General features: G+C 66.9%; 19 protein-coding genes and 2 pseudogenes. 15 read left to right on the top strand and 6 right to left on the bottom strand.

The genetic code is table 11. The annotated features are described in order from the left end of the window. Positions 1 to 31 precede the first annotated feature (31 nt). Together BLU62_RS11135 and BLU62_RS11130 are read left to right on the top strand one after the other, a co-directional pair. Complete coding sequence (locus tag BLU62_RS11135; protein WP_074849600.1) at positions 32 to 892, top strand: DegV family protein; 861 nt, start codon at positions 32 to 34, stop codon at positions 890 to 892. A 152-nt stretch (positions 893 to 1,044) separates the two neighbouring features. Then, positions 1,045 to 2,022, top strand: coding sequence for an IS481 family transposase (locus tag BLU62_RS11130; RefSeq protein ID WP_074849597.1), 978 nt, complete (start codon positions 1,045 to 1,047; stop codon positions 2,020 to 2,022). A gap of 45 nt (positions 2,023 to 2,067) precedes the next feature. On the opposite strand, the gene BLU62_RS11125 is transcribed toward BLU62_RS11130, so the two are convergent. Then, complete coding sequence (locus BLU62_RS11125; protein ID WP_139180027.1) at positions 2,068 to 2,709, bottom strand: hypothetical protein; 642 nt, start codon at positions 2,707 to 2,709, stop codon at positions 2,068 to 2,070. A 405-nt stretch (positions 2,710 to 3,114) separates the two neighbouring features. On the opposite strand from BLU62_RS11125, the gene BLU62_RS11120 reads away from it, so the two are divergent. The 5 genes and pseudogenes from BLU62_RS11120 (at position 3,115) to BLU62_RS11100 (ending at position 8,723) form a co-directional block, all read left to right on the top strand. After that, positions 3,115 to 4,107, top strand: coding sequence for a ComEA family DNA-binding protein (locus BLU62_RS11120; RefSeq protein ID WP_074849593.1), 993 nt, complete (start codon positions 3,115 to 3,117; stop codon positions 4,105 to 4,107). A 4-nt stretch (positions 4,108 to 4,111) separates the two neighbouring features. Continuing rightward, entirely contained in the window at positions 4,112 to 5,494 is a 1,383-nt protein-coding gene (locus BLU62_RS11115; RefSeq protein ID WP_074849591.1) for a ComEC/Rec2 family competence protein, read from the top strand. Positions 5,495 to 5,553: 59 nt separating this feature from the next. Continuing rightward, entirely contained in the window at positions 5,554 to 6,300 is a 747-nt protein-coding gene (locus BLU62_RS11110; RefSeq protein ID WP_074849590.1) for a hypothetical protein, read from the top strand. Next, a pseudogene (gene mddA, locus BLU62_RS11105) lies at positions 6,297 to 7,142 on the top strand (methanethiol S-methyltransferase). The gene BLU62_RS11110 and the pseudogene mddA overlap by 4 nt, the downstream one beginning before the upstream one ends. 23 nt (positions 7,143 to 7,165) lie before the next feature. Further along, positions 7,166 to 8,723, top strand: a pseudogene (locus BLU62_RS11100) (HD domain-containing phosphohydrolase). 143 nt (positions 8,724 to 8,866) lie between these two features. On the opposite strand, the gene BLU62_RS34920 reads toward BLU62_RS11100, so the two are convergent. Further along, complete coding sequence (locus BLU62_RS34920; RefSeq protein WP_425284548.1) at positions 8,867 to 9,085, bottom strand: transposase; 219 nt, start codon at positions 9,083 to 9,085, stop codon at positions 8,867 to 8,869. Then, entirely contained in the window at positions 9,021 to 10,595 is a 1,575-nt protein-coding gene (locus tag BLU62_RS11095) for a transposase (protein WP_425284601.1), read from the bottom strand. The genes BLU62_RS34920 and BLU62_RS11095 overlap by 65 nt, the downstream gene beginning before the upstream one ends. Positions 10,596 to 10,794: 199 nt before the next feature. Here BLU62_RS11095 and holA point away from each other — a divergent pair, with 199 nt between their 5' ends. Beyond that, entirely contained in the window at positions 10,795 to 11,763 is a 969-nt protein-coding gene (holA, locus tag BLU62_RS11090) for a DNA polymerase III subunit delta (RefSeq protein ID WP_074849586.1), read from the top strand. 537 nt (positions 11,764 to 12,300) lie between these two features. Here holA and rpsT read toward each other — a convergent pair. Then, positions 12,301 to 12,561, bottom strand: a complete 261-nt coding sequence (rpsT, locus tag BLU62_RS11085) for a 30S ribosomal protein S20 (protein WP_074849584.1) — start codon at positions 12,559 to 12,561, stop codon at positions 12,301 to 12,303. A 229-nt stretch (positions 12,562 to 12,790) separates the two neighbouring features. Here rpsT and BLU62_RS11080 point away from each other — a divergent pair, with 229 nt between their 5' ends. From BLU62_RS11080 to BLU62_RS11065, 4 genes are all read left to right on the top strand, one after another. After that, complete coding sequence (locus BLU62_RS11080) at positions 12,791 to 13,945, top strand: sulfotransferase family protein (RefSeq protein WP_074849582.1); 1,155 nt, start codon at positions 12,791 to 12,793, stop codon at positions 13,943 to 13,945. A 79-nt stretch (positions 13,946 to 14,024) separates the two neighbouring features. After that, positions 14,025 to 15,779: a circularly permuted type 2 ATP-grasp protein gene (locus BLU62_RS11075; protein WP_074849581.1), complete on the top strand. Its 1,755-nt coding sequence runs from the start codon at positions 14,025 to 14,027 to the stop codon at positions 15,777 to 15,779. Beyond that, entirely contained in the window at positions 15,776 to 16,753 is a 978-nt protein-coding gene (locus BLU62_RS11070) for an alpha-E domain-containing protein (RefSeq protein ID WP_074849579.1), read from the top strand. The genes BLU62_RS11075 and BLU62_RS11070 overlap by 4 nt, the downstream gene beginning before the upstream one ends. Continuing rightward, positions 16,750 to 17,598: a transglutaminase family protein gene (locus tag BLU62_RS11065; protein ID WP_074849577.1), complete on the top strand. Its 849-nt coding sequence runs from the start codon at positions 16,750 to 16,752 to the stop codon at positions 17,596 to 17,598. The genes BLU62_RS11070 and BLU62_RS11065 overlap by 4 nt, the downstream gene beginning before the upstream one ends. On the opposite strand, the gene BLU62_RS11060 is transcribed toward BLU62_RS11065, so the two are convergent. Together BLU62_RS11060 and BLU62_RS11055 are read right to left on the bottom strand one after the other, a co-directional pair. Then, complete coding sequence (locus tag BLU62_RS11060) at positions 17,595 to 18,059, bottom strand: type II toxin-antitoxin system PemK/MazF family toxin (RefSeq protein WP_074849575.1); 465 nt, start codon at positions 18,057 to 18,059, stop codon at positions 17,595 to 17,597. The genes BLU62_RS11065 and BLU62_RS11060 overlap by 4 nt on opposite strands. 13 nt (positions 18,060 to 18,072) lie before the next feature. Beyond that, positions 18,073 to 18,768 (bottom strand): alpha/beta hydrolase family protein, encoded by a 696-nt coding sequence (locus tag BLU62_RS11055; RefSeq protein ID WP_074849574.1) that lies wholly within the window; start codon positions 18,766 to 18,768, stop codon positions 18,073 to 18,075. Positions 18,769 to 18,859: 91 nt separating this feature from the next. On the opposite strand from BLU62_RS11055, the gene lepA reads away from it, so the two are divergent. Genes lepA through BLU62_RS11040 form a run of 3 tightly spaced genes read left to right on the top strand, consistent with a single transcriptional unit; the run spans position 18,860 to position 23,675 of the window. Continuing rightward, positions 18,860 to 20,704, top strand: coding sequence for a translation elongation factor 4 (gene lepA, locus BLU62_RS11050; RefSeq protein WP_074849572.1), 1,845 nt, complete (start codon positions 18,860 to 18,862; stop codon positions 20,702 to 20,704). Then, positions 20,705 to 22,756: a M3 family metallopeptidase gene (locus tag BLU62_RS11045; RefSeq protein ID WP_074849570.1), complete on the top strand. Its 2,052-nt coding sequence runs from the start codon at positions 20,705 to 20,707 to the stop codon at positions 22,754 to 22,756. It begins immediately after the preceding gene. A 13-nt stretch (positions 22,757 to 22,769) separates the two neighbouring features. After that, a complete protein-coding gene (locus BLU62_RS11040) occupies positions 22,770 to 23,675 on the top strand; it encodes a cation diffusion facilitator family transporter (RefSeq protein ID WP_074849568.1) in 906 nt (301 codons plus the stop codon). Positions 23,676 to 23,767: the final 92 nt, after the last annotated feature.

Genomic DNA, 23,767 nt, shown 5'->3' with positions numbered 1-23,767 from the left:
GTCCGGCCGGTGAACCGGCTAACGTAGACGCGTGCCTGTCGTCGTCGTCACAGATTCGTCGTCTCGGTTGCCGGAGTCGGTCACCGAGCACTACGGGATCCGGCAGGTCCCGCTGCATGTCACGGTCGAGGACAAGGACTACCGCGAGGGCGTCGACCACATCCCCGAGGATGTGGTCTCGATGCCCGGTGTGACCACCTCGGGTGCCAATCCCAGCGAGCTCACCGAGTACTTCGAATCGGCTCTCGAAGCCAGCGAAGGTGCCGGTGTGGTGGCCGTGCACATGTCGCGCAAGCTGTCGGGTACCTGGAGTTCGGCGCGGCTGGCGGCGGAGAAGTTCTCCGGGCAGGTCCGCGTCGTCGATTCCCGATCTGTCGGTCTCGCAGTGGGTTTCACCGCCATCGCCGCCGCGCAGGCGGCCGCGGGCGGCGCCGATCGTGATCGCGTGTACGAGTCCGCGATCCGTCAGGCCGCGACCGTCGACTCGCTGCTGTGCGTCCAGCAACTCGACAACCTCCGACACAGCGGCCGGATCTCCGCGGCCGGCAAGCTGTTCGGATCGGCGTTGTCGATCAAGCCGATCCTGCACATGGTCGACGGCACGCTGCAGCTCAAGGAACGCCACCGCACCTTCTCCAAGGCGCTCGACAAGATGGTCGACGCGGCGGTCGAGTCGGCGGGTGGTCGCGCGGTCACCGTCGGCGTCCAGCACTGTGAGACCCCGGACGTCGCGGCAGAACTCCTCGCCACGCTGCGCAACCGGCTGCGGATGGTGACCTCCGAACTGACCGTCGACCTCGGGCCGATCCTCGGCTCCCACGTGGGCCCCGGATCGGTGGGCGTCGTCATCGCATCTCATCTCGACCCGATCGAGGGGCTCGAGGAGAGCTGAGTCCAGTCGGCGGCCAAACTGCGTGACGTGCCGGGCGCAAGAGCTAGCTGTAACTCTTGGGGAGGTTGTGAACGGCGTGGTGCCGGTCAACAGGTGAGGGCCTCCGGTATCGATGTGGTTACCACACACACGCCGATCACCAAGAGGCCCTCATGACCCACCGTAATGCCTTCCTCACCGAACGTGGCCGTCTGCCCCTGGCTCAGTGCGTCGTCGATAAGAACTGGCCTCTACGACGGGCCGCCGAACGGTTCAACTGCTCACCGGCCACGGCCAAGAAGTGGGCCGACCGCTACCGGCAGACCGGTGAGCTCGGCATGGCAGATCGGTCCAGCCGCCCCTACCGGTCACCCCATCAGCTTCCCGTGCGCCGGGAACGTCGAATCATCAAGTTGCGGTTCCTGCGTCGCTGGGGCGCTGCACGAATCGCTGCGCACCTGCGGCTAGCAAAATCGACCGTTGAGGCGGTGTTGCGCCGGTATCGGATGCCGCTGTTGCGTCACCTCGACCAGGCCGCCGGGCTTCCGGTACGCCGGACACCGCCACGACGCTACGAGCACGACGCTCCCGGCGACCTGATCCACATCGACATCAAGAAACTCGGCCGCATCCCCGAAGGCGGCGGCCACCGCAAACTCGGGCGCACGATCGGCAACCGGCACAACAAGAAACACCGCCCGGGATACGCGTATCTGCACCACGCCGTCGATGACCATTCCCGGCTGGCATACTCCGAGATCCTCACCGACGAACGCAAAGAGACCGCCGCGCAGTTCTGGGACCGCGCCAACGCCTTCTTCAGCCAACATGGGATCACTGTGAGACGAGTGATGACCGACAACGGCGCCTGTTACCGCTCAAAGGTTTTCGCAGAATCCCTCGGCGCCGAGATCAAGCACAAGAAGACCCGTCCCTACCGTCCGCAAACCAACGGCAAGGTCGAACGATTCAACCGCACCCTGGCCTCGGAATGGGCCTACGCCGAGTTCTACAGCTCAGAGACCGCCCGCGCAGCCACCTACGACGACTGGCTACACCACTACAATCACCACCGAGCCCACACCGGCATCGGCGGACTCACCCCGATCGAACGCCTACACGTTCACAGCCTGCCCAGGTCTTACAGCTAGCACTGAGCGAAAGTTCAGAGAGCAGCGCTCTAGCCAGTCGTCGACTCAACCTTCTGTCAACGTTAAGTTGGTGTCAAACTGGTAGTTCTCGTGCTCAGTTGGGTAGGTCATCAGCACAACGCGGATGGGGCTACCCGCGCCTTCGTTAACTATCGTGTCGATGTCTTCCCAGATGGGCCAGTGGAATTCGCGCTCTTCGCCAGTGGGGATGAGAAGTGGGAATTTATAGCATCGGATGTCGCTATTGTTGGTGCAGTCGTCGATGGCATCGTACGTTCGAGTCCGAATCCAGTTGGCGGTCCCTTTTGCGGGATTGGTCAAGATTCCCAGATCAATGATGGTTAATGGCGTGTTTGAGGTGTTTGCGACACTTACTCCCAGCCACACGCCAGGAAAGACCCTGGACTGAGATATGACCAGGTCGTCGCGGCTCCGATCGAAGTCTGTTGCTTCCCACTCTTTGTACTCTCCGTTGGTCCGCAGGGTCACCACAAAAGAGATGGTGAAGTCGGCCATTCTCTGTTGTCTTGCGACGCTCAGAGCCGACTCGGCGATGTCGTTTGCTTCATGGCTTCTGTTTGCCGCTGAGCATGACGATGAGATTGAGACCGCCAGCGCGGCGATGCTTATTAGGATAGTAAGGGCAGTCGTCACATTCTTAATTGCGTCGTGGGTTTCATCCGCCATGGGATTCCCCTTAGTTTTCCTTATCAACGACATCTGAACGGATCCCGACGGAGTTCATTATCGGTGGTTTCAACTATGTTGGCACCTATGTGATGAATTTCGTGCCTACACTGTTAGCGTTCAGTGTCTGAACCAGTATTGGCGCGATTCGGACAATTTCGATGGATCGGGTGTCGGCTATTGATTGCTCAGTCCTAGTGCCAAGTGAAGACGGCGGCCTCGGGTTGTGCGCCTGTGAGTGTGGCGATGATCCGCCAGGACGACACGTATAGTCCCCCGTGTTGCCAGGTGTGGAGTTGTGAGCGAGCGGCGGGCGTCCACAATAGTCAGGCCTGTCCACAGATCTGGTGTGGATCAGGTTCAGGCCGTCCGAGTCGGTCTTGTTCGGGCCTAGCGTGTGGCGCCATGAGCGCATCAGGACGGCGGAATCCGCTGGACCGTCTGGGGCCGGTCGTCGAGTCGCCCCCGCGGCGGGTCGATCTGTCGCCGGCCGCCGCCGAATCCGACCCACCATCCGGTGCCGGCGACCCTTCTGCTGCGGTCGCGGTCGAGGAGCCCGAACATCCGGGGTGGGGGATCGGTGGGATGCCGACCTGGCTGGACGCGCCGCCCTCGACACCGCAGCCCGTTCGTGGTGGACGCTTCGACGATGTGCTCGATCCCGAGGACGACCGGCCGGGCCGGGACGACGACGATCCCGTCCCGCGTCGACGCTTCGCGGTCGCACCGCCCGCGGCGATCGCGTTGATCGCGGTCGGGGTGATCGCCTGCGTCGTCGCCGGATTCGGACTGTTCCGCGGAACGGATGCGGCGCCGGTCGTGGACTTCGGCGCACCCGGACCGTCGTCGATGGCAGATGCATCGGCGCCTCCGGCTGCCGCGCAGCCGAGTACGACGCCGGCGCAACTGGTGGTGAGCGTCGTCGGGCTGGTGAACAATCCCGGGTTGGTGCGTCTCGCTCCCGGAGCCAGGGTCGCCGAGGCGATCGACCAGGCCGGTGGCGCGCGTAAAGGGGCGGACCTGTTGTCGCTCAATCTCGCTCAGGTTCTGCGCGACGGGGATCAGATCCTCGTCGGCTATTCCGGTGGTGAGGGCCAGATGTCGTTGCGCAGTGCGGTCGTCGGTGCGGAAGGTGCTTCTCCTGTCCCCGGCCCCTCGGCGGGCCCGGGCAGTTCTCCACCGGCATCGTCGGCGGCGGAGGCCGGCGGTCGGATCAACCTGAACACGGCGACCGAGACCGAACTGGATGCGCTGCCCGGGATCGGGCCGGTGACGGCGAAGGCGATCCTCGCCTGGCGAGAACGCAACGGCCGCTTCGGTTCTGTGGACCAGCTCGCCGAGGTCGACGGTATCGGTCCGGCGCGACTGGCGAAACTGCGTGACCTCGTGACGGTCTGACGCGATGGACTTCCGGCTGCTCGTGCCGGCGGCGATGGTGTGGGCGGTGACGGCGTGCGGTCTCTTGGCCCCGGCCGGGGTCGGCGTCGGTATCGCGATCGTCTCGGCGGTGGTGGCCGCTGCCGGGGCGGTCGGTACTCGCCGGCTCGGTTGGGGAGCGGTGGGGCTCGTCGTCGTGGGAGCAGGCCTGGCCGCTGCCTGTGCGACCTCGCTCGCGCTTCGGCAGGAGGCACGTGCCGATCATCCGCTGGCGCATGTGTCAGGGAAGGCGACGGTGGTCATGACCCTCCGCAGCGATCCGACGCCGATCGGGCCGACAGGGCAGGGGCGCATTCGCGCGCGAGTGGACGTGGAACAGATCGGAAATCAGCGGGTCTCGACCGCGCCGGCGGATCTCCGCGGTACAGCGCAGGGGTGGCTGGGGCTGCTGCCTGGTCAGCGGGTGATAGTGGTGGTGAAGGTACGGCCACCACCGCCCCGCACGCTGCTCGTGGTGTCCTTGACAGCTCAGTCGCCGAAGCTCGTCGGCGAGCCGCCCGCGTATCAGGCCGTTGCCGGATCGATCCGGCAACGGTTGCAACTGGTGGCGGCGCGCGGTCTCGCGCCCGACGCCGCAGGTCTGCTGCCGGGTCTGGTGCTCGGTGACGAGAGTGGCCTGGACGAGGAATTGCGTGATGACTTTCGAGCAGCGGGCCTGAGTCATCTCACGGCGGTGTCCGGCGCCAACTTCGCGATCGTCTGCGGTGCGGCGCTTCTCATCGTCCGAAGTGTCGGGGTGCCGCCGCGGGCGGCGGCGGTCGTCGGGCTGGTGGTGATCGTCGGGTTCGTGATGCTCGTACGGCCCACGCCGAGCGTGCTGCGAGCGGCGCTGATGGGCGCGGTCGGGGTGTTGGCGCTGTTTGCGTCGCGGCGCTCGCAGTCGTTGCCGGCGCTGGGGGCCGCGGTGATCGGTGGTCTGCTGTGGTGGCCGGAGCTGGCCCTGCAGCCGGGCTTCGCGCTGTCTGTGGCAGCCACCTGCGCGATCGTGTTGTGGGCGCCGCGGTTGCGGGATCGGCTGCGGGCGTGGCGTTGTCCGACGGGATTGGCCGAGGTGATCGCGATGGCGGTCACCGCGCAAGTGGTGACGGCGCCGATTGTCGTCCTGGTGACCGGTCAGTTGTCCGTGGTCGGGATCGTCGCCAATCTGCTCGTCGCACCCGTCGTCGCCATCATCAGCGTCGTCGGTACCGTTGCGGCGCTCATCGGTGCACTCGGTCCGCCCGACGGCGTCGGTGCCGGGATTGCCGAACTGCTCGTACGTGCACTCGGGCCGGAAATGTGGTGGATGATCTGGTGCGCCCAGACCCTCGGCGGACCTGGATGGGCGAGTGTCGAGGTGTTCGGGTGAGCCGAAGTTGAGGCAGATGCCCCACGCGGGTGCGGCGCGTCGGGGAAGACCCTGGGGTCATGAACACACAAACACCCCGCCAGGTCGTCGCCGACCTGCGTACACATCCACAACTTGCGGACGGAAACGACGAACGATTCGCCGGATGCGGCGTCATGGGACTGCCGTTCGCGTCGGGCCACTATCTGGCCCTGCGCGACATGATCGCCAGTTCCATCGGACCTGCATACCGGTCCATCTGGCATCGGGATCCGAACGGGCACTGGACGATCTACACGACAACCGAACCCGAACAGAGTTGCCCGCGCTACTTCGGTAAGGGGGCGGCCACCCGGCACGTTCCGTCGATCGACGTCCGATGGACCGATGACCGGACGATCGAGGTGACGATGGGCCAGACGTTCCGCTGGCAGATCGAGCTGACCTCATCACCCGCGACGCGCCTGATGACCACCGAGAGCAGCGCGACGCCGGCAGCGGCGTGGCGGAGTCGGGCACTACTGCATGCGGTCGGGCCGATGGCGACCGTGATGTTGCGCGCCGGCCGAGTCCGGATGTGCGCACGAACCCCCAACGGGCCGGAGTTCCGCGGGACACCGTTGCACGTCTGGCGCGTCGCCGACAGCAGGGCATCGCTCGACGGCGAGACATTCGGCGCTCCCGCACCACTCGACGAACAGATCAGCATCGGCGACATCCCGCTCCCGCAACGCGGGCTGTTCTTCGTCGGCCGATCGGCTTTCGACGCACCCGAACCCACCGACGACACCCAGCATCATCTCACCGACACGGGAGTACAGACATGACCACCACAGAAGTCCCTTCGTCAGCAGAAACCGCCCCGCCCACAACCGTTCTCACGCGCGCCGGTTACCTCGCCTACGGCTTGGCGGCCTATGTCGCGTTCCTGGTGGTGTTCCTGTGGGCCATCGCCTTCGTCGAGAACGCCTCGATCGTCATCGGCGGCGTGTAGATCGTGCCGCGGACCGTCGATCGGGGCGGACCGTCGGTGGGGGTGCTGATCGCGCTGGCGATCGACCTCGGACTGCTGACGCTGTTCGCCGCGCAGCACAGCGTGATGGCCCGCGACGGCTTCAAACGACGGTGGACCCGGATCGTGCCCCAGCCGATCGAGCGCAGCACCTACGTGCTGGCGGCAACGGCCTGCCTCGCAGCCCTCCTGTGGTGGTGGCATCCGATCACGGCCACCGTCTGGGACGTCTCCACGCCGGCCGTCCGGTGGATTCTCGTAGCCGTGTCGTTGTTCGGCTGGGTTCTCGTCCTGACCTGGACGTTCCTCATCAACCACTTCGACCTGTTCGGCCTGCGGCAGGTGGTCGCCAACGCCCGCCGGCGGCCGCTCCCGCCGTATCGGTTCATCACGCCCCTCTGGTACGGGATCGTGCGTCATCCGATCTATCTCGGCTTCGTCATCGCATTCTGGGCGGCCCCGACGATGACCGTCGGACATCTGGTGTTCGCCGGCGCGACAACGGTATACATTCTCGTCGGCATCCACTTCGAGGAACGGGATCTGATCCGGGCCTTCGGGAACGACTACGTCGACTATCGCCGTCGCGTCCCGATGCTGCTGCCGGGTCTGCGTGCGCGCCGCTCGTCCCGCCCGGAGCAGGCGCCGGTCTGCTGACACCCGGGACGATGAGCGCGACAATGAACGACATGAGCCCGCAGACGGTGCTGCCGCGTCGTGTCGAGGTTGTTGGCCGGCCTGTCGGTCGCGATCGACCTCGGGCTCGGTCAGCCGGCTGAGCACATGCTGCGATCGGCGGTCATCGCCACACGGCTGGCCCGCCGCCTCGGACTCGACCGCTCGCAACAGGACACCGTCTACTACGCGACCCTCGTCATGTGGATCGGATGTCACGCCGACTCCGCGGAGTACGCGCGGTGGTTCGGCGACGACATCGCGGTACGGCGCGACGCCTACCTCGTCGACTGGTCGGGGCTTCCGTACCTGCGTTTCCTCGTCGGGAACCTGGGCAGGGGAGAGTCGCTGCCGCATCGGGTGAAGACCATGGCCGAACTGTTCCGCGACTCGCGCGGGCAGATCGCGGCGCTCGTGCACTCGCACTGTCTGTCGGCGGCGGCCCTGGCCGGCCACATCGGGCTCGGCGCCGACGTCGAACAGGCGATCACGTACACGTTCGAGCGTTTCGACGGGGGAGGGATGCCCGTCGGGGTGTCGGGTGCCGAGATCCCGATCGAGATGCGGGTGGCACAACTCGCCGACATGGCCGAGGTCCACCAGCGCACCTACGGCGTCGACGGTGCGGTCGCGATGGCGCGGAGTCGTCGGGGCGGCCACTTCGATCCCGACGTCGTCGACGTGTTCGTCGACGACCCGGCGACACTGTTCCCGGCCGACTCCGACGATCCCTGGGAGCTGGCGCTTTCCATCGCACCCGACGCCGAGCTGCGCCTCGACGATCCGGGTCTCGACCACCTACTGCTTGCCATCGGTGACTTCGTCGACCTGAAATGTCCTTTCGCGCTGGGGCATTCACGTGGAGCGTCGGCGCTCGCCGAGTCGGCCGCGGGGCACCTCGGGCTCGACCGACCCGACATCGATGCGATCCGTCGCGGGGGCTGTCTCCACGACGTCGGACGGATCGGGGTGTCCAACCAGATCTGGTCGAAGGCCGCCGACCTCACCGCGGCCGAGTGGGAGCGGGTTCGGATGCACCCGTACCTCACCGACCGCGTTCTCACGCGCATCCCGGGTCTGCGGGAGGTGGCACGTATCGCCCGGACCCATCACGAGCACCTCGACGGGACCGGCTATCCGCTGGGACTCGGCGGGCCGGCGCTCGGACGACCGGAACGGATTCTCGCCGTGGCCGTCGCGTATCGGTCGGCGGTCGAACCACGTCCGTACCGGGAGGCGATGTCGACGGACGATGCCGCGGCCCGGCTCGAGCGTCGAGCCCACCGTGGAGAACTCGACGCCGACTGCGTCGAGGCCGTCCTCACCGCCGCCGGGCACGCGCGGACCCGGGTACGACGCACCGACACACTCACACCCCGGGAGAGCGAGATCCTCGGGCTCGTTGCGCGAGGGCTGTCGAATAGGGAGATCGCCTCGAAGCTGGTGCTGAGCGAGAAGACGGTTCGGAATCACGTCGAGCGCACGTACACGAAGATCGGGGCGTCGAACCGGGTGGGTGCGAGCCTCTATGCGCTGGAGAACGGGCTTGCGGGTCCGTCGTAGGCCCGCGGTCTGAAAGCGCCCCTGGAATAGGTCCTCCAGACCGCGGCGGATGACACTCTATCGGGCTGTTGCGTAATCGGTTCGGGTTCGCGGTTGTCGGTCGGGGCCGGGTGGGTGGCTGCTGACCCGGCCAGGTCGGTATGTCAGGTGAGGGCGGGCGCCAGGGCGGGGTTTGCGATGGCTTTGAACAGGTTATGGACCAGGGCGTGGAAGCTGAATTCGGCTGTGGCTCTGTCGAGTCCGCGGCTGGTGAAGCGACGGAACCCGAGGTTGTGTTTGGCGTGGCCGAACGGGGTTTCAGCGATATGGGCGCGTTGGGAGTAGAGCGCGTGCCCCTCGGGGGTGGCCAACCGGTGGGCCATGGCTTCGATCGGCGAGGCTTGTGGGGGTGGCGCCCCGTGGGTCGGTGTGTGTTTCGCGGCTTCTGAAACTGCCCGGTTTTTGCCGGTCGCGATGAGCCGATCGGGTCCGGGGGGTGGTGAGGTTGTGTTCGGAGAGATATCCGGCATCGGCGAGCACCACTCCGATCCCGGTGGTCTCCGGCGGGTGGGGGCGATGGGTATCGATGAGTGCTGCGGCGGTGACGGCTTTGTCGAGCATCGCGCTGAAGGTGGGGGCATCGGCGGGACTGTTGCCCACTCCGGTGGCGATGATCAGGCCGTCGTCGCTGGTCACAGCCTGACAGTTGAAGCCCTGGAGCCAACCACCGCCACGCAACGGCATCATCCGCGATTGCGGGTCGGTGATGTTGCGTCGTGGGTGCTTGTCGCTGGGGGTATGTGCGCGGGTGGTGGCGGCATCGACGGCGGCCTCAGCGGCATCGACGGCAGCTTGGGCTGCATCGAGGGTTCTGTTCTCAGCGCGAACCACGTGTGCCTCGGCCTTGGCCGCAGCGGCTCGCAGGCGCTCATTTCGGCGCATGACCGCGCGTTCTAAGTTCCGGCGGGCCCGCACCACGTCGTAGCTTTCCTCGACCGGGGTGGGCGCGCGGCCACGCTGCCCGGGCCGGTATCGATCGATCACGGCCTGCTGATCGGCGATGGCTTTATCCAGGGTCCTGGTCAACGTCGCGTACTCGGCGGCCGAAATTTCCGGCGGCGGGGTGCCGCGACGCTGGGCGCGGGTCCGTTCGACCTCCGCAGTGGTCGTCTCCAGCAACGACCGGGCCGTGTCGGCACGCTGTTGCGCTTGCTCAACAGCTTTGACGTGGGGTTGACGCACAGCCCGGTCATGGGCCTGTACCTCGGCCAGAGCCGCAGCGATGCGCTCCCGCCGTGACCCCGGATCGTGGAGCTGAGGAGGCAGATGATCGTTGTCGTCGTCCTCAGTGACGTCAGCGGCAGCGTGCTCGGCTGCGGCGCGCGCAGCCTCGGCGGCCAACGCCTCTTGCAACCCGCGCTCGCTACGGTTAGCGCTGAGTGAGGCGTTCGAGGCGATCTTGACTCCGTCGAGGGCCACCACACCCAACCGCCCCATCCCGACCCGCGCACACAGCATCAACACTTGCGTGAACAAGACTTCGATAGCGGGTGCGCAGTCGGCGCGGAACCGGGCGATCGTGACGTGGTCAGGGACGTCACCAGCGCAAATGATGCGGTAGGTGACGTCGCGGTGGCATAACCGTTCCAGCTGCCGCGAGGACCGTTGACCTTGTGCCCAACCCCAGATCAACAGCGTCAACAACATATCCGGGTGATAGGCGGCGCGACCGGCTCCGCCGGTCTTGCGCACCGCCTGCACCGCCGAGGTATCCAACGACGCGACCGTATCGATGACCAGCCACACCGGATCATCCGCGGACAACCATTCCCGCATACTCGGTGGCATCAGAAACTGTTGATCACGCTGCACCGGACGATAACCCTTGGCCACCAACACATCATCGCCGGAATCCACCACCAACCACCCACGACAGGCCGGGCCAGAGGTGCCGAATTACGCAACAGCCCGATATGTCGCCGGCGCCGCTGCACCGGGCCTTCTTCAGGCGCGTATTTCAGCGAACCGTCGACGCGGGGATCGTCACCGTGGCCACCGCCGGCCTGTCGGCCCGATCTGGCACGATGAGCACGTGACCGATCGCCTGCACCTGCTCCTCGGAGACGACGACTTCCTGACCGGCCGGGTGATCTCCGCGGTGGCCGAGGCGACGTCGAAGGAAGCGGGTACCCCGGTCCCGGTGACCCGGGTGCGCGCGGGTGACGTCAGCGAACACGAACTCGCTGAATTGCTGAGCCCGTCGCTGTTCGCCGAGGAGCGCATCGTCGTCGTGGAGGCTGCGGCCGAGGCGGGCAAAGAGCCCGCGGCGCTGATCGCGTCGACGGCCACGTCGCTGCCCGAGGGCATCACGCTGATGGTGATCCATTCCGGCGGCGGTCGCGCGAAGTCGATGGTGCCGGCACTGAAGAAGGCCGGCGCGGAGGAACACGCGACCACGGCACCGAAATGGGCCTCGGACCGGATGACTTTCGTACGCAACGAGTTCCGCTCGCTCGGTGTGAAGGTCAGCGCCGACGTCGTCGAACAGGTCGTCGAGAGTGTGGGTTCGGAACTGCGTGAGCTCGCCGCCGCATGTGCCCAGCTCGTCGCCGACACCGGCGGCAAGGTCAACCGCGACAGCGTGGCGCTCTACTACCAGGGCCGGTCGGAGGTGACCGGCTTCGAGGTCGCCGACAAGGCGGTCCTGGGGGACCGGGCCGGTGCGCTCGAGTCACTCGCCTGGGCGATGCACCACGGCGTGCCGCGGGTCCTGCTGGCCGACGCCCTCGCCGAGGCCGTGCACGCCATCGCCCGCATCCGGCCGATGGGTTCGATCGATCCCTTCGCGGCGGCCTCCGAGCTCGGTATGCCGCCGAATCGGGTCAAGAGCGTGCAGGCGAAGGCCAAGGCGTGGGATTCGGAGTCGATCGCCCGCGCGGTCGGGGTGGTCGCGAAGCTCAACGGCGACGTCAAAGGCCAGGCCGCAGACGCCGATTACGCACTGACCCACGCGGTCGCCGCCGTCGCCGATCTTCGTCCGGACGGGCGTCGACGGAGCTGAGGTTTCGACACGGCTCTCGCTGCGCTCGTGGCCGGCTCAACCGGCGGAGGACACGGCTCTCGCTGCGCTCGTGGCCGGCTCAACCGGCGGAGGACACGGCTCTCGCTGCGCTCGTGGCCGGCTCAACCGGCGGAGGACACGGCTCTCGCTGCGCTCGTGGCCGGCTCAACCGGCGGAGGGCACGGCTCTCGCTGCGCTCGTGGCCGGCTCAACCGGCGGAGGGCACGGCTCTCGCTGCGCTCGTGGCCGGCTCAACCGGCGGAGGACGCGGCTCTCGCTGCGCTCGTGGCCGGCTCAACCGGCGGAGGACGCGGCTCGCTGGCGAGCTGATTTCCCGCGGCTCCGATTCCTTCCCGCTTGGCGGATCTGGGCAGCGGGAAGGAGACAGGTCGGCGGGAGGGAAAAGTGCACGCGGGAGGAGATTCCCGCGGACGACGATCACCCCGGCAACCGCGTGGATGCTACCGGGGTGATCGTGTGTATGAAGATATGGCGGCGCTATGCGCCGGGGTGACCCGGAGGTCGGGGAGCGTCAGCTCAGAGCTTGTTGACCGCGAGAGCGATGGCCGACTTCTTGTTGGCGGCCTGGTTGGCGTGGATGACGCCCTTGCTGGCGGCCTTGTCGAGCTTGCGGCTCGCGGCCTGGCCGAGCTCGGCAGCCTTGGCCTTGTCGCCGGACTCGACGGCCTCGCGGAAGCTACGGATCGAGGTACGCAGTGCCGACTTCTCCGCCACGTTGCGCTGACGGTTCTTCTCGTTGGTGCGGTTGCGCTTGATCTGAGACTTGATGTTCGCCACGCGTTCTACCTCTGTCGTTGCTGGTGGATATGTCTGTCTGTTCAGGGTCGGGCGGCGGACCGGGTGGCCCGAACTCGCACCGCGCGGCGTCGGCGCGTGAATCAACTTCACGGCGTCACCGCAACAGCGGACAACATTACCAGTCGGGATCAGCCAGCCCAAAATCCGTGGCGCGGGCGACGCGTGCCGGAAAGAACCATCGTGCGCAAAAGTCTAGGCTCGAATCATCATGTCCGTCGTTTATGTACACATCGGTCTCCCGAAGACCGGCACCACGCACCTGCAGGATCGGCTCTGGCGTAATCGTGACCTGGCGTTACAGACGTCAGGTCTGCTGTATCCGGGCAATGTGATCTCCGATCACTTCCATGCCGCGGTCCATCTCCAGCCGGAGCGCTACCTCGACTGGGCCGATCCGGCCTTCTCGGGGGTATGGCCGACGCTGCTCAAGCAGATGCGGGCCTGGCCGAAGACCTCACTGCTCTCGCACGAGCTCTACAGCACCGCGACGAGCGGGCAGATCGAGCGGCTGATGGCCGACCTGTCGTTCGCCGACGAGGTGCACGTCATCGCGACCGTTCGCGACCTCGCCCGTCAGCTTCCCTCGGTGTGGCAGGAGAACGTCAAGAACCAGCGTCGGGCCTCCTTCGACGAGTTCGTCGACGCGGTCGCCTTCGCGGCCGAGTCGAACGCCGTGGGCGAGGCGGCCGCAGAGGATGCCGGTCCACTCGTCGAGGACGAACCGTTCTGGGAGTTCCAGGACCACGTCGGCATCCTCGCGAAGTGGGCGAAGTTCGTCGGTCCCGAGCGGGTTCACGTGGTGACCGTGCCCCGCGGCCGGCCGGAGAAGGGTGACACCCTGTGGGACCGGTTCCTGCGGGCCATGAACGTCGATCCCGAACCGCTGAACGTCCCGGTTCCCAGCCTCAACAGTTCGCTGTCGGCCGCTCAGGCCGAGTTCCTCCGCGGACTCAACCAGCGCCTCCAGCCCGACACCATCGAGTGGCGTCGCTACGAACGCGTCATCAAGGGGCAGCTGATCGGCGAGATCCTGTTCGAGGCGCGCTCCGGCGCACCGCAGGGGCTGACGGTCAAACACCGGCAGTGGGCGGCCGGGCAGGCGGCCACGATGGTGGACGCGGTGCGCAGCGCGGGATACGACGTCGCCGGCGACCTCGCCGACCTCGAGGTGCCCGAGGACGGCGCCGCCGACGACGCGCCGATGCCGTCTGATCGGGAGGTGCTCGACGTGGCCCTCGACACGATTGCCTCGATGGTGCTCGCGGCACCGCTACCCAAAGTGGGGCCACCGATGAAGACCCGCGCGGCCAATGTCCTGCGGAGAGTCAAGCGCCGCGCCCTCGCCATGCGCAGTTCGCGCTGAACGGTCGCCGCGTGGTGTGCGCGACACAGGTGACCAACCGTCGTGCCGATTGCTCGGTTATGCGGCACCATGGCACTTTATGACCCCCGCATCGACAAGTGCGCCCGCCAAGAAGGCGGCGCGTAAGTCCGCACCCGCGAAGTCGACGTCGTCGAGCTCGTCCGGGAAATCGGCTTCCGGCCGTTCCGGCTCGACGAAGAGTGCCGGGTCGAGCGGCAAGTCGAGCAGGTCCGGTGGCGACGGCAATTTCACCGGGAACTTCGGCGGGTACTCAAAAGGCCCGTACGGCAAGGCATATGACGAGATGTTCGATGCCACCGGGGACGTACGTACGCCCTATCGCGGCATCTACAAGGCGATGGCCGACGAGGACTCGTCCGATCTGGTCGAGGCCCGCGTCGAAGCGCTGGGCCGCGCCTACCTCGACCAGGGTGTGACCTTCTCGCTGTCCGGCAAGGAGCGTCCGTTCCCGTTGGACATTGTGCCGCGCGTGATTTCGGCCGGAGAGTGGAGCAAGCTCGAGGCGGGTATCACCCAGCGCGTGCAGGCGCTCGAGCTGTTTCTCGACGACATCTACGGCGAGCAGGAGATCCTGCGCGACGGTGTGCTGCCGAAACGCCTCGTCCACTCGTGTGAGCATTTTCATCGCCAGGCGGCAAACATCCGGCCTCCCAACGGTGTTCGCATCCACGTCGCCGGCATCGACCTGATCCGCGACGAGAACGGCGACTTCCGCGTCCTCGAGGACAACCTGCGGTCGCCGTCGGGTGTGTCGTACGTGCTCGAGAACCGCCGTGCGATGGCACGCGTGTTCCCGGACCTGTTCTCCAAGCACCGCGTCCGAGCGGTGGCCGACTACCCGAGTCACCTGCTGCGCGCGCTGCGGGCGTCGGCGGCGTTCAACGAGGCCGATCCCAACGTCGTGGTGCTGACACCCGGCGTGGCGAACTCCGCATACTTCGAACACTCGCTGCTCGCACGCCTGATGGGCGTCGAACTCGTCGAGGGCCGAGACCTGTTCTGCCGCGACAACGTCGTCTACATGCGCACCACCGAGGGCGAGCAGCGCGTCGACGTCATCTACCGCCGCATCGACGACGACTACCTCGATCCGATGCAGTTCCGGCCCGACTCGATGCTCGGCGTCGCCGGACTGCTCAATGCGGCTCGCGCGGGCAACGTGGTCATCTCGAGCGCGGTCGGCAACGGCGTGGGCGACGACAAGCTGATCTACACCTACGTACCGGAGATCATCGAATACTACCTCGGCGAGAAACCGAGCCTGCAGAACGTCGACACCCTGCGCTGCTGGCTTCCCGAGGAATGCGAGGAAGTGCTCGACCGGATCGACGAACTCGTCGTGAAACCGGTTGAGGGTTCTGGTGGTTACGGCATCGTCTTCGGGCCGGAGGCCACCAAGGCGGAGCTGGACACGCTGGCGCGCAAGGTGCGAAACGACCCGCGCGGCTGGATCGCCCAGCCCGTCGTGCAGCTGTCGACGGTGCCGACGAAGATCGGCGACGAGCTCCGCCCGCGCCACGTCGATCTGCGGCCCTTCGCCGTCAACGACGGCGAGTCGGTCTGGGTCCTGCCCGGCGGCCTGACGCGCGTCGCGCTGCCGGAGGGCTCGTTGGTGGTGAACTCCAGCCAGGGCGGCGGGTCCAAGGACACCTGGGTCCTGGCCAGCCGGTCCTCGGAGGCCGAACGCGAACTGTCCGGAGCCAAGGTCGTGACCACCAGTGGCGTCGCGGCGGCCCGACCCGCCGACAATGCCCCCGATCCGGTCCACACCCAGACCCAACAGCAGCAGCAGCAGGGCGGTGATCCCCGATGATGTTGGCGCGTAACGCCGAATCCCTGTACTGGATCGGACGATACGTGGAGCGCGCCGACGACATGGCGCGCATCCTCGACGTCGCGATCCATCAGCTGCTCGAGGACACCACCGTCGACGTCGACCAGCAGGCGCGCCTGATCATCCAGGTGCTGGGGCTCGACGCGCCGGAGACCGACGAGGAAATCGATGTCTGGTCGCTCACCGAGCGCGTCGCATACGACGCCGATGCGGTCGGGTCGATCGTCGACCTCATCCGGGCGGCGCGCGAGAATGCTCGCGGTGCAAGGGAAGTCACGTCGAGTGAGCTGTGGGAGTGCCTCAACACCACCTACAACGGGCTCGACGCCGCCGAACGACGGTCACGTCGCCTGGGTCCGCACGAGTTCCTCTCGTACGTGAAGAACCGCGCGGCGATGTTCGCCGGCCTCGCCGACGCCACCCTCAGCCATGACGACGGTTACCGCTATCTGTTGCTCGGGCGTTCCGTCGAACGCGTCGACATGACGATCCGGATGTTGTTGTCGCGAGCGGGGGATCGGACGTCGTCACCGGCCTGGGTCAACGTGCTGGTCTCCGCGGGTGGGCACGACACCTTCCTGCGCACCTACCGCGGTGTGCTCGACGCGGAGAACATCGTCGAGTTCATGCTTCTCGACCGGCTGTTCCCGCGGTCGATCTTCCACGCGCTCAGCGTCGCCGAACACAACCTCGGCCAACTCGAGAAGGGGCCCAGCCGCGTCGGCGCACAGGCCGAGGCGCAGCTGCTGCTGGGCCGTGCCCGGAGCTCGCTGGAGTTCCTCGAACCCGGCAAGCTGCTCGACGATCTGGAGGAGCGGCTCGTCGACCTCCAGGACACCTGCCGCGCGGTCAACGAGGCCGTCACCAAGCAGTACTTCCATGTGTCGCCGTATGTATCATGGGCCGACGCCCGGGTCAGCGATGGTCAAGTCATCGAGGAGAGTGAACTGTGAGCTGGCGTCTGCGCGTTGTCCATTCCACCGGATTCGCCTACAACAGTCCGGTCACCTCGTCGTACAACGAAGCCCGGCTGACACCCCGCAGCGACGCCCGGCAGAACGTGATCGTCAACCGCGTCGAGACGGTCCCGGCCACCAGGTCGTATCGGTACACCGACTACTGGGGCAGCGCCGTCACCGCCTTCGATCTCCATGCGCCGCATGAGGAACTCGAGGTGTCGGGCATGTCGGTGGTCGAAACCGAGGCCGGTCAACGACCTTCGGCGGACGACCAGGTGACGTGGGAGGAGATCGTCGGCGAGGCCATCATGGACCGCTACGACGAGATGCTCTCCAACACCACGTATGTGCCCAAGAACCGGCAGCTGATCTCGGCGGCCAAGAAGGTGGCCAAGGGGCTCACACCGCAGGAGACGGTGGAGGCGATCTCCCGGTTCGTCCACCAGGAGATGGAGTACGTGCCCGGTACGACCGGCGTGCACACCACCGCGGTCGACGCCTGGAACGAGCGCAAGGGCGTCTGCCAGGACTATGCGCACCTCACCCTGGTGATGTTGCGCGGCCTGGGGATTCCGGCCCGCTACGTGTCGGGGTACCTGCATCCGAAGCCGAACGCGGCGATCGACAAGACCGTCCAGGGGCAGAGCCACGCGTGGATCGAGGCGTGGACCGGCGGCTGGTGGGGCTATGACCCGACCAACGACACCCCGATCACCGAGCAGCACGTGTCGGTGGGCGTGGGCCGCGACTACGCGGACGTGTCACCCCTCAAGGGCATCTACACCGGCGGTGGCGCAACGGATCTCGACGTCATCGTGGAGATCACGCGGCTGGCCTAACGCCAGCCGAAGCGCGACCGTAGTTCGTCGGCGACCGCGTCGAAGCGGCGACGGTCGAGGATGGCTCCCTCGCGTCGGATGCCGTCGGCGTCGACGACGAGGACGCGGTCGAGCCGCACGAAGCTCGGCCGATTCTGCGAGTCCCAGGATCCGGACCCGATGGCGAACCAGTCGTCGTCGTCCCGTCGCCGGGAGCGGAGCGAGCGGGACGATTTCTCACCGTGGTGGTCCTTGCTCGACAGCATGAGCCCCAGCACGTCGTCGGCGGTCTCGTCGTTGGCGTCGCGACCCACGACGAGCACCGGTCGGTCCTTGCCCTGGTCGGGGTCGTCCTCGTAGGCGACCCACGTCCACACGATCTCACCGGGATCGGCGTCGCCGTCGAGTTCGGGGTGATAGCTGATCGTGCGGGCGACCTCGGCGGTGGCCCGGAGGCGGGATCGGATGCTGCGGGGAGTCACGCCACGGATTCTCTCACCGGGCTGTTCCCATCAGGAACTCGTCCACCGCGTCGGCGGTCAAAGCGGCGGTCGGCTTCTTCTTCGGGTTCAGGTCGTGGCCGACCTTCTCGAGTTCGACGATCCGCGTCGGCGCGTCGATCAGGCCGATCGCCTCGGCCATCTCCTCGGTGGTGCCGAACGGGTCGGTGCTGCCGTGGACGACCAGGGTAGGCACCGTGACGGACGGCAGGTGTTCGGTGCGCAGCCGGTCGGGTTTGCCCGGCGGGTGCAGCGGATAGGAGCTGAGCAGGAGGCCGTCGGCGAGATCTGTCCCGTCCTCGGCGACGGCCATCGACGCCTGGCGTCCGCCGTAGGAGTGGCCGCCGACGAACAGCGGCCCGTCGGACTCGCCCCGGAACATCGCGCAGGCGGCACGGATGCCGTCGCGGTCGGCCGGCGAGGTCGACGGACTCGGCGGGCCCTTGGGCCGGCGCTGCCGGTAGGGGAGGTCGATCCGGGCGACGACATACCCGCGCGAACACAGCTCGTCGGCCAGCGCGCGCAGGATGACGGCGGAGCGGTTGCCGCCGGCGCCGTGCGCGAGGACGATCGTGGCGCGCGGTGTGCCGTCGGGACGGTGCACGTCGGCGGCGACGTCGTCGGTCTCGACGACGGTGATGGTGGTCCCTGGCTTTTCCGACTCGTCGGACTCGGTTGTCACGGCTGTCACGGTATCGCCCCGCCATCCGCTTGGGCACCATTCGCGGCGCTCATGAGAACATGGTGGTCAACGCCCGTGTCCATCTCGAGGAGTAGTTCCAATTCCCACCTTCGCCGACCAGACCTTCACCGACCCGGCGCGCATCCGGAACTTCTGCATCATCGCCCACATCGACCACGGAAAGTCGACGCTGGCCGACCGGATGCTGCAGCTCACCGGTGTCGTGGAAGAGCGCCAGATGCGGGCGCAGTACCTCGACCGCATGGACATCGAGCGCGAGCGCGGCATCACCATCAAGGCGCAGAACGTGCGTCTGCCGTGGCAGCTCGACGGCGACGACTACGTCGTGCACCTCATCGACACCCCCGGCCACGTCGACTTCACCTACGAGGTGTCGCGCGCACTCGAGGCGTGTGAAGGTGCGGTGCTGCTCGTCGACGCCGCGCAGGGCATCGAGGCGCAGACCCTGGCCAACCTCTACCTGGCGATGGAGAACGACCTCACCATCATCCCGGTCCTCAACAAGATCGACCTGCCCGCGGCCGACCCCGAACGCTACGCCGCCGAGCTCGCCCACATCGTGGGCTGTGAGCCCGAGGACGTCCTGCGGGTGTCGGGCAAGACCGGCGTCGGCGTGTCCGAGCTGCTCGACGAGGTCATCCGCAAGGTGCCCGCACCCGTCGGCGACGCCGACGCCCCGGCGCGCGCCATGATCTTCGACTCGGTCTACGACACCTACCGCGGTGTGGTCACCTACGTGCGTGTGGTGGACGGCAAGATCGTGCCGCGCGAGAAGATCCAGATGATGTCGACCGGCGCCACCCACGAACTGCTCGAGGTGGGCATCGTCTCGCCGGAACCGAAGGCCACGCAGGGTCTCGGCGTGGGCGAGGTGGGCTACCTCATCACCGGTGTGAAGGACGTGCGGCAGTCGAAGGTCGGCGACACCGTCACCAGCGCCCGCAACGGCGCGACCCAGGCACTCACCGGTTACCGCGAACCGCGGCCGATGGTCTACTCGGGTCTGTATCCACTGGACGGCTCGGACTATCCGGTGCTGCGTGAGGCGCTGGAGAAGCTGCAGCTCAACGACGCCGCGCTCACTTACGAACCGGAGACGTCGGTGGCGCTGGGCTTCGGATTCCGTTGCGGCTTCCTGGGCCTGCTCCACATGGAGATCACCCGCGAGCGTCTCGAGCGCGAGTTCAACCTGGACCTCATCTCGACCGCGCCCAACGTGGTCTACCGCGTCGTCATGGAGGACGGCTCGGAGCACGTCGTCACCAACCCGTCGGACTGGCCGGAGGGCAAGACCCGGCACATCTACGAGCCGGTCGTGAAGACCACCGTGATCGCGCCGAGCGAGTTCATCGGCGCCATCATGGAACTCTGCCAGTCGCGCCGCGGCGAGCTCGGGGGCATGGACTACCTCTCCGAGACCCGCGTCGAACTCCGGTACACACTGCCCATGGCAGAGATCATCTTCGACTTCTTCGACTCGCTGAAGTCGCGGACCCGCGGTTACGCCTCGCTCGACTACGAGGAGGCGGGCGAGCAGGAAGCGGACCTGGTGAAGGTCGACATCCTGCTGCAGGGTGAGGCCGTCGACGCGTTCAGTGCGATCGTCCACCGCGACGCCGCGTACGCCTACGGCAACCGGATGGCGCTCAAGCTCCGGGAACTCATCCCGCGTCAGCAGTTCGAGGTCCCGATCCAGGCGGCCATCGGCTCCAAGATCATTGCGCGCGAGAACATCCGGGCGATCCGCAAGGACGTGCTCGCGAAGTGCTACGGCGGCGACATCAGCCGTAAGCGCAAACTGCTCGAGAAGCAGAAGGAAGGCAAGAAGCGGATGAAGACGATCGGTCGCGTCGAAGTCCCGCAGGAGGCGTTCGTCGCGGCGCTCTCCACCGATGCAGCAGGTGACAAGCCGAAGGGGAAATAGATGACGGGGCAGGACAGCGCAACCAATCCGGTACTGGCACAGAGCGATCTGCCCTACGAGCTACCGGATTTCGCGTCGATCTCCGACGACGACTTCCTGCCCGCGTTCACCGCGGCGATGGCGTCGCACCTCGCCGAGGTCGAGGCCATCGCGGCCGACCCCGCGGAGCCGACGTTCGCCAACACCGTCGAGGCGCTGGAATTGTCGGGCCGTGATCTGGCCCGCGCGTCGGGGATCTTCTTCAACCTCGTAGGCCCCGACACCAACCCCAAGCGCAACGAGATCTCCCAAGAACTCTCGACACTGCTCACCGATCACGGCAACACCATCGCGATGAATCCGGTTCTGTTCGGCCGGATCTCGGAGCTCGCCTCGCGCGCCGACGAACTCGACCTGACCGAGCCGCAGCGTCGACTCCTCGACAAGCGGTATCGCGAGTCGGTGCGCGCCGGCGCCGGCCTGCCCGACGCGGAGCAAGAGGAGATGCGCCAGATCGCCTCTCGGCTGGCGTATCTCACGACCACGTTCTCGCAGAAGATCCTCGACGACACCAACTCGTCGGCGGTGCTCGTCGACGACGCGGCCGACCTCGACGGTCTGTCGTCCGGCCAGATCGCGGCCGCTCGACGCGCGGCGGCCGACGCCGGACACGACAGCGGACACCTGCTCACCCTGGAACTGCCGACCAGTCAGTCCGTGCTCACCGAGCTGACGAACCCCGCTGTGCGTCAACGGGTCTTCGACGCCTCGGTGAACCGCTGCTCGCGCGGCAACGACCACGACACCCGCGATCTCGTTCTCGAGATCGTGCGCCTGCGTGCCCGTCGCGCGGAACTCCTCGGGTACCGCGACCACGCCGAGTTCGTGATCGCCGAGCAGACCGCACCCGACCCGTCCGCGGTCGACGACCTGCTGCGCGAACTCAACGAGTCCGCGATGCGTGCCGGCGGCCGGGAACTGACCCGCCTCACCGAGTTCGCCGGCGACGCCGAGATCGGTCCCGCCGACCTGACCTTCTGGCTCGAACGCGAGAAGCAGGCCAAGGCGTCGGTGCCGCTCGACGGTTTCGCCGACTACTGCGAGCTCGACACCGTCCTGACGCGCGGCGTCTTCCACGCCGCGAACAAGTTGTACGGCCTGCAGTTCGTCGAGCGGACCGGCCTGCCCGTCTATCACCCCGACGTACGTGTCTGGGAGGTGCGGGATGACACCGGCACCGGCATCGGCCTGTTCCTCGGTGACTTCTACGCCCGGCCGTCGAAGCGCGGCGGTGCCTGGATGAACAACATCGTCGACCAGTCGTCGGTGTTGCAGACCCAGCCGATCATCGTGAACGTGCTGAACCTGACGAAACCCGATGAGGGACAGCCCTGTCTGCTGAGCATCGATCAGCTCACGACGCTGTTCCACGAGTTCGGGCACGCGCTGCACGGTCTGCTGTCGTCGGTGGAGTACCCGTCGCAGTCGGGGACGTCGGTGCCCCGTGACTTCGTCGAATTCCCCTCGCAGGTCAACGAGATGTGGGCGCTGCACCCGGAGGTGCTCGCCAATTATGCGCTGCACCACGCGACCGGCGAACCCATCCCGGCCGAGCTGGCCGCCGCCGCACGGGAATCCGCAGGAGCCGAGACCGCACACGGGACCATCGAGTATCTCGCGGCCTCGTCGCTGGACCTCGCCTGGCACCGGCTGACGGTGGAGGAGGCCGCGGCGGTCACCGACGTCGAGGCCTTCGAGGCGAAGGCACTCAGCGAGGCCGGGCTGCAGACCGACCTGATCCCGCCCCGCTACCGCAGCGCGTACTTCAACCACATCTTCGGCGGCGGTTACTCGGCCGGCTACTACAGCTACATCTGGTCGGAGGTCCTCGACGCCGAGACCGAACAGTGGTTCCTCGCCTCGGGCGGTCTGGAGCGGGACAACGGACGACGGTTCGCCGAGGCGACGCTGTCGCGCGGTGACAGTGTCGACCCGCTGGTGTCGCATGAGGCGCTGATCGGCCGTAAGCCGCGGATAGAGCCGTTGCTGCGCCGTCGGGGGCTGGCGGCCTGAGTAGGGTCCGGCCATGACGAACAACCAACGTCGCAACCTGTCGCGGTTCGCGATGCTCAGCATCGTGACCGCCGTTGCGGTCTTCGGGCTCAAACTGCTCGCCTGGTGGGTCACCGGGTCGGTGGGGTTGCTGTCCGACGCACTCGAGTCGATCGTCAACGTCATCGCCGCAGTTGGTGCGTTCGTCGCCCTGAGGGTCGCGGCGAAGCCGGCGGATCACCGACACAACTTCGGGCACACCAAAGCCGAGTACTTCTCGGCGGTCTTCGAGGGTGTGCTCATCGTCGTCGCGGCGGTCATCATCGTCGCGACCGCGGTGGACCGGCTCATCAACCCGCGCGAGCTCGAGGAGGTCGGCCTCGGCCTCGGCATATCCGTGGGGGCAACGGTCCTGAACGCGGCGGTGGCCATGATCCTCATCCGCGCCGGCCGGAAGCACCGGTCGCTGACCCTCGAGGCCGACGGCAAGCACCTGATGACCGACGTGTGGACCACGGCCGGAGTCGTCGTCGGTGTGTTCCTGGTCGCCTGGACCGGTTGGCTCCCTCTCGACCCGCTGATCGCGATCGCGGTCGCCGTCAACATCATGGTCGTCGGCGGTCAGCTCGTGTGGCGGTCGGGCGCCGGCCTGATGGACTCCGCGCTGCCCGGCGAGCAGCGCACCGCCATCGACGCGGTGCTCGATCGGCATCGCGCGGACGGCATCGTCTTCCATGACATCCGCACCCGCGAGGCCGGGCACGAGCGCTTCCTGCAGCTGCACATGCTCGTCCCGGGAGACTGGTCGGTGCAGCGTGCGCACGACCTCACCGAGGTCGTCGAAGACGAACTACACGATGCGGTGCCGGATCTGAACATCACCACGCACCTCGAACCGGTCAACGATCCGCGCGCCTACGAGGACTGGCGACTCGAGTGATGCCGACGATGTTTCCGTCGATCGGCGGTTTGGCCTGCGCGGAGTTCTAATCTCGCTGATTGGAACTCCGAAGATGGCCCCGCGGGTTGTTA

Origin of the sequence: Gordonia westfalica, assembly GCF_900105725.1 — a bacterium.
In the GTDB taxonomy this organism is placed as follows: domain Bacteria; phylum Actinomycetota; class Actinomycetes; order Mycobacteriales; family Mycobacteriaceae; genus Gordonia; species Gordonia westfalica.
This window is presented reverse-complemented; position numbering and strand designations above follow the sequence as displayed.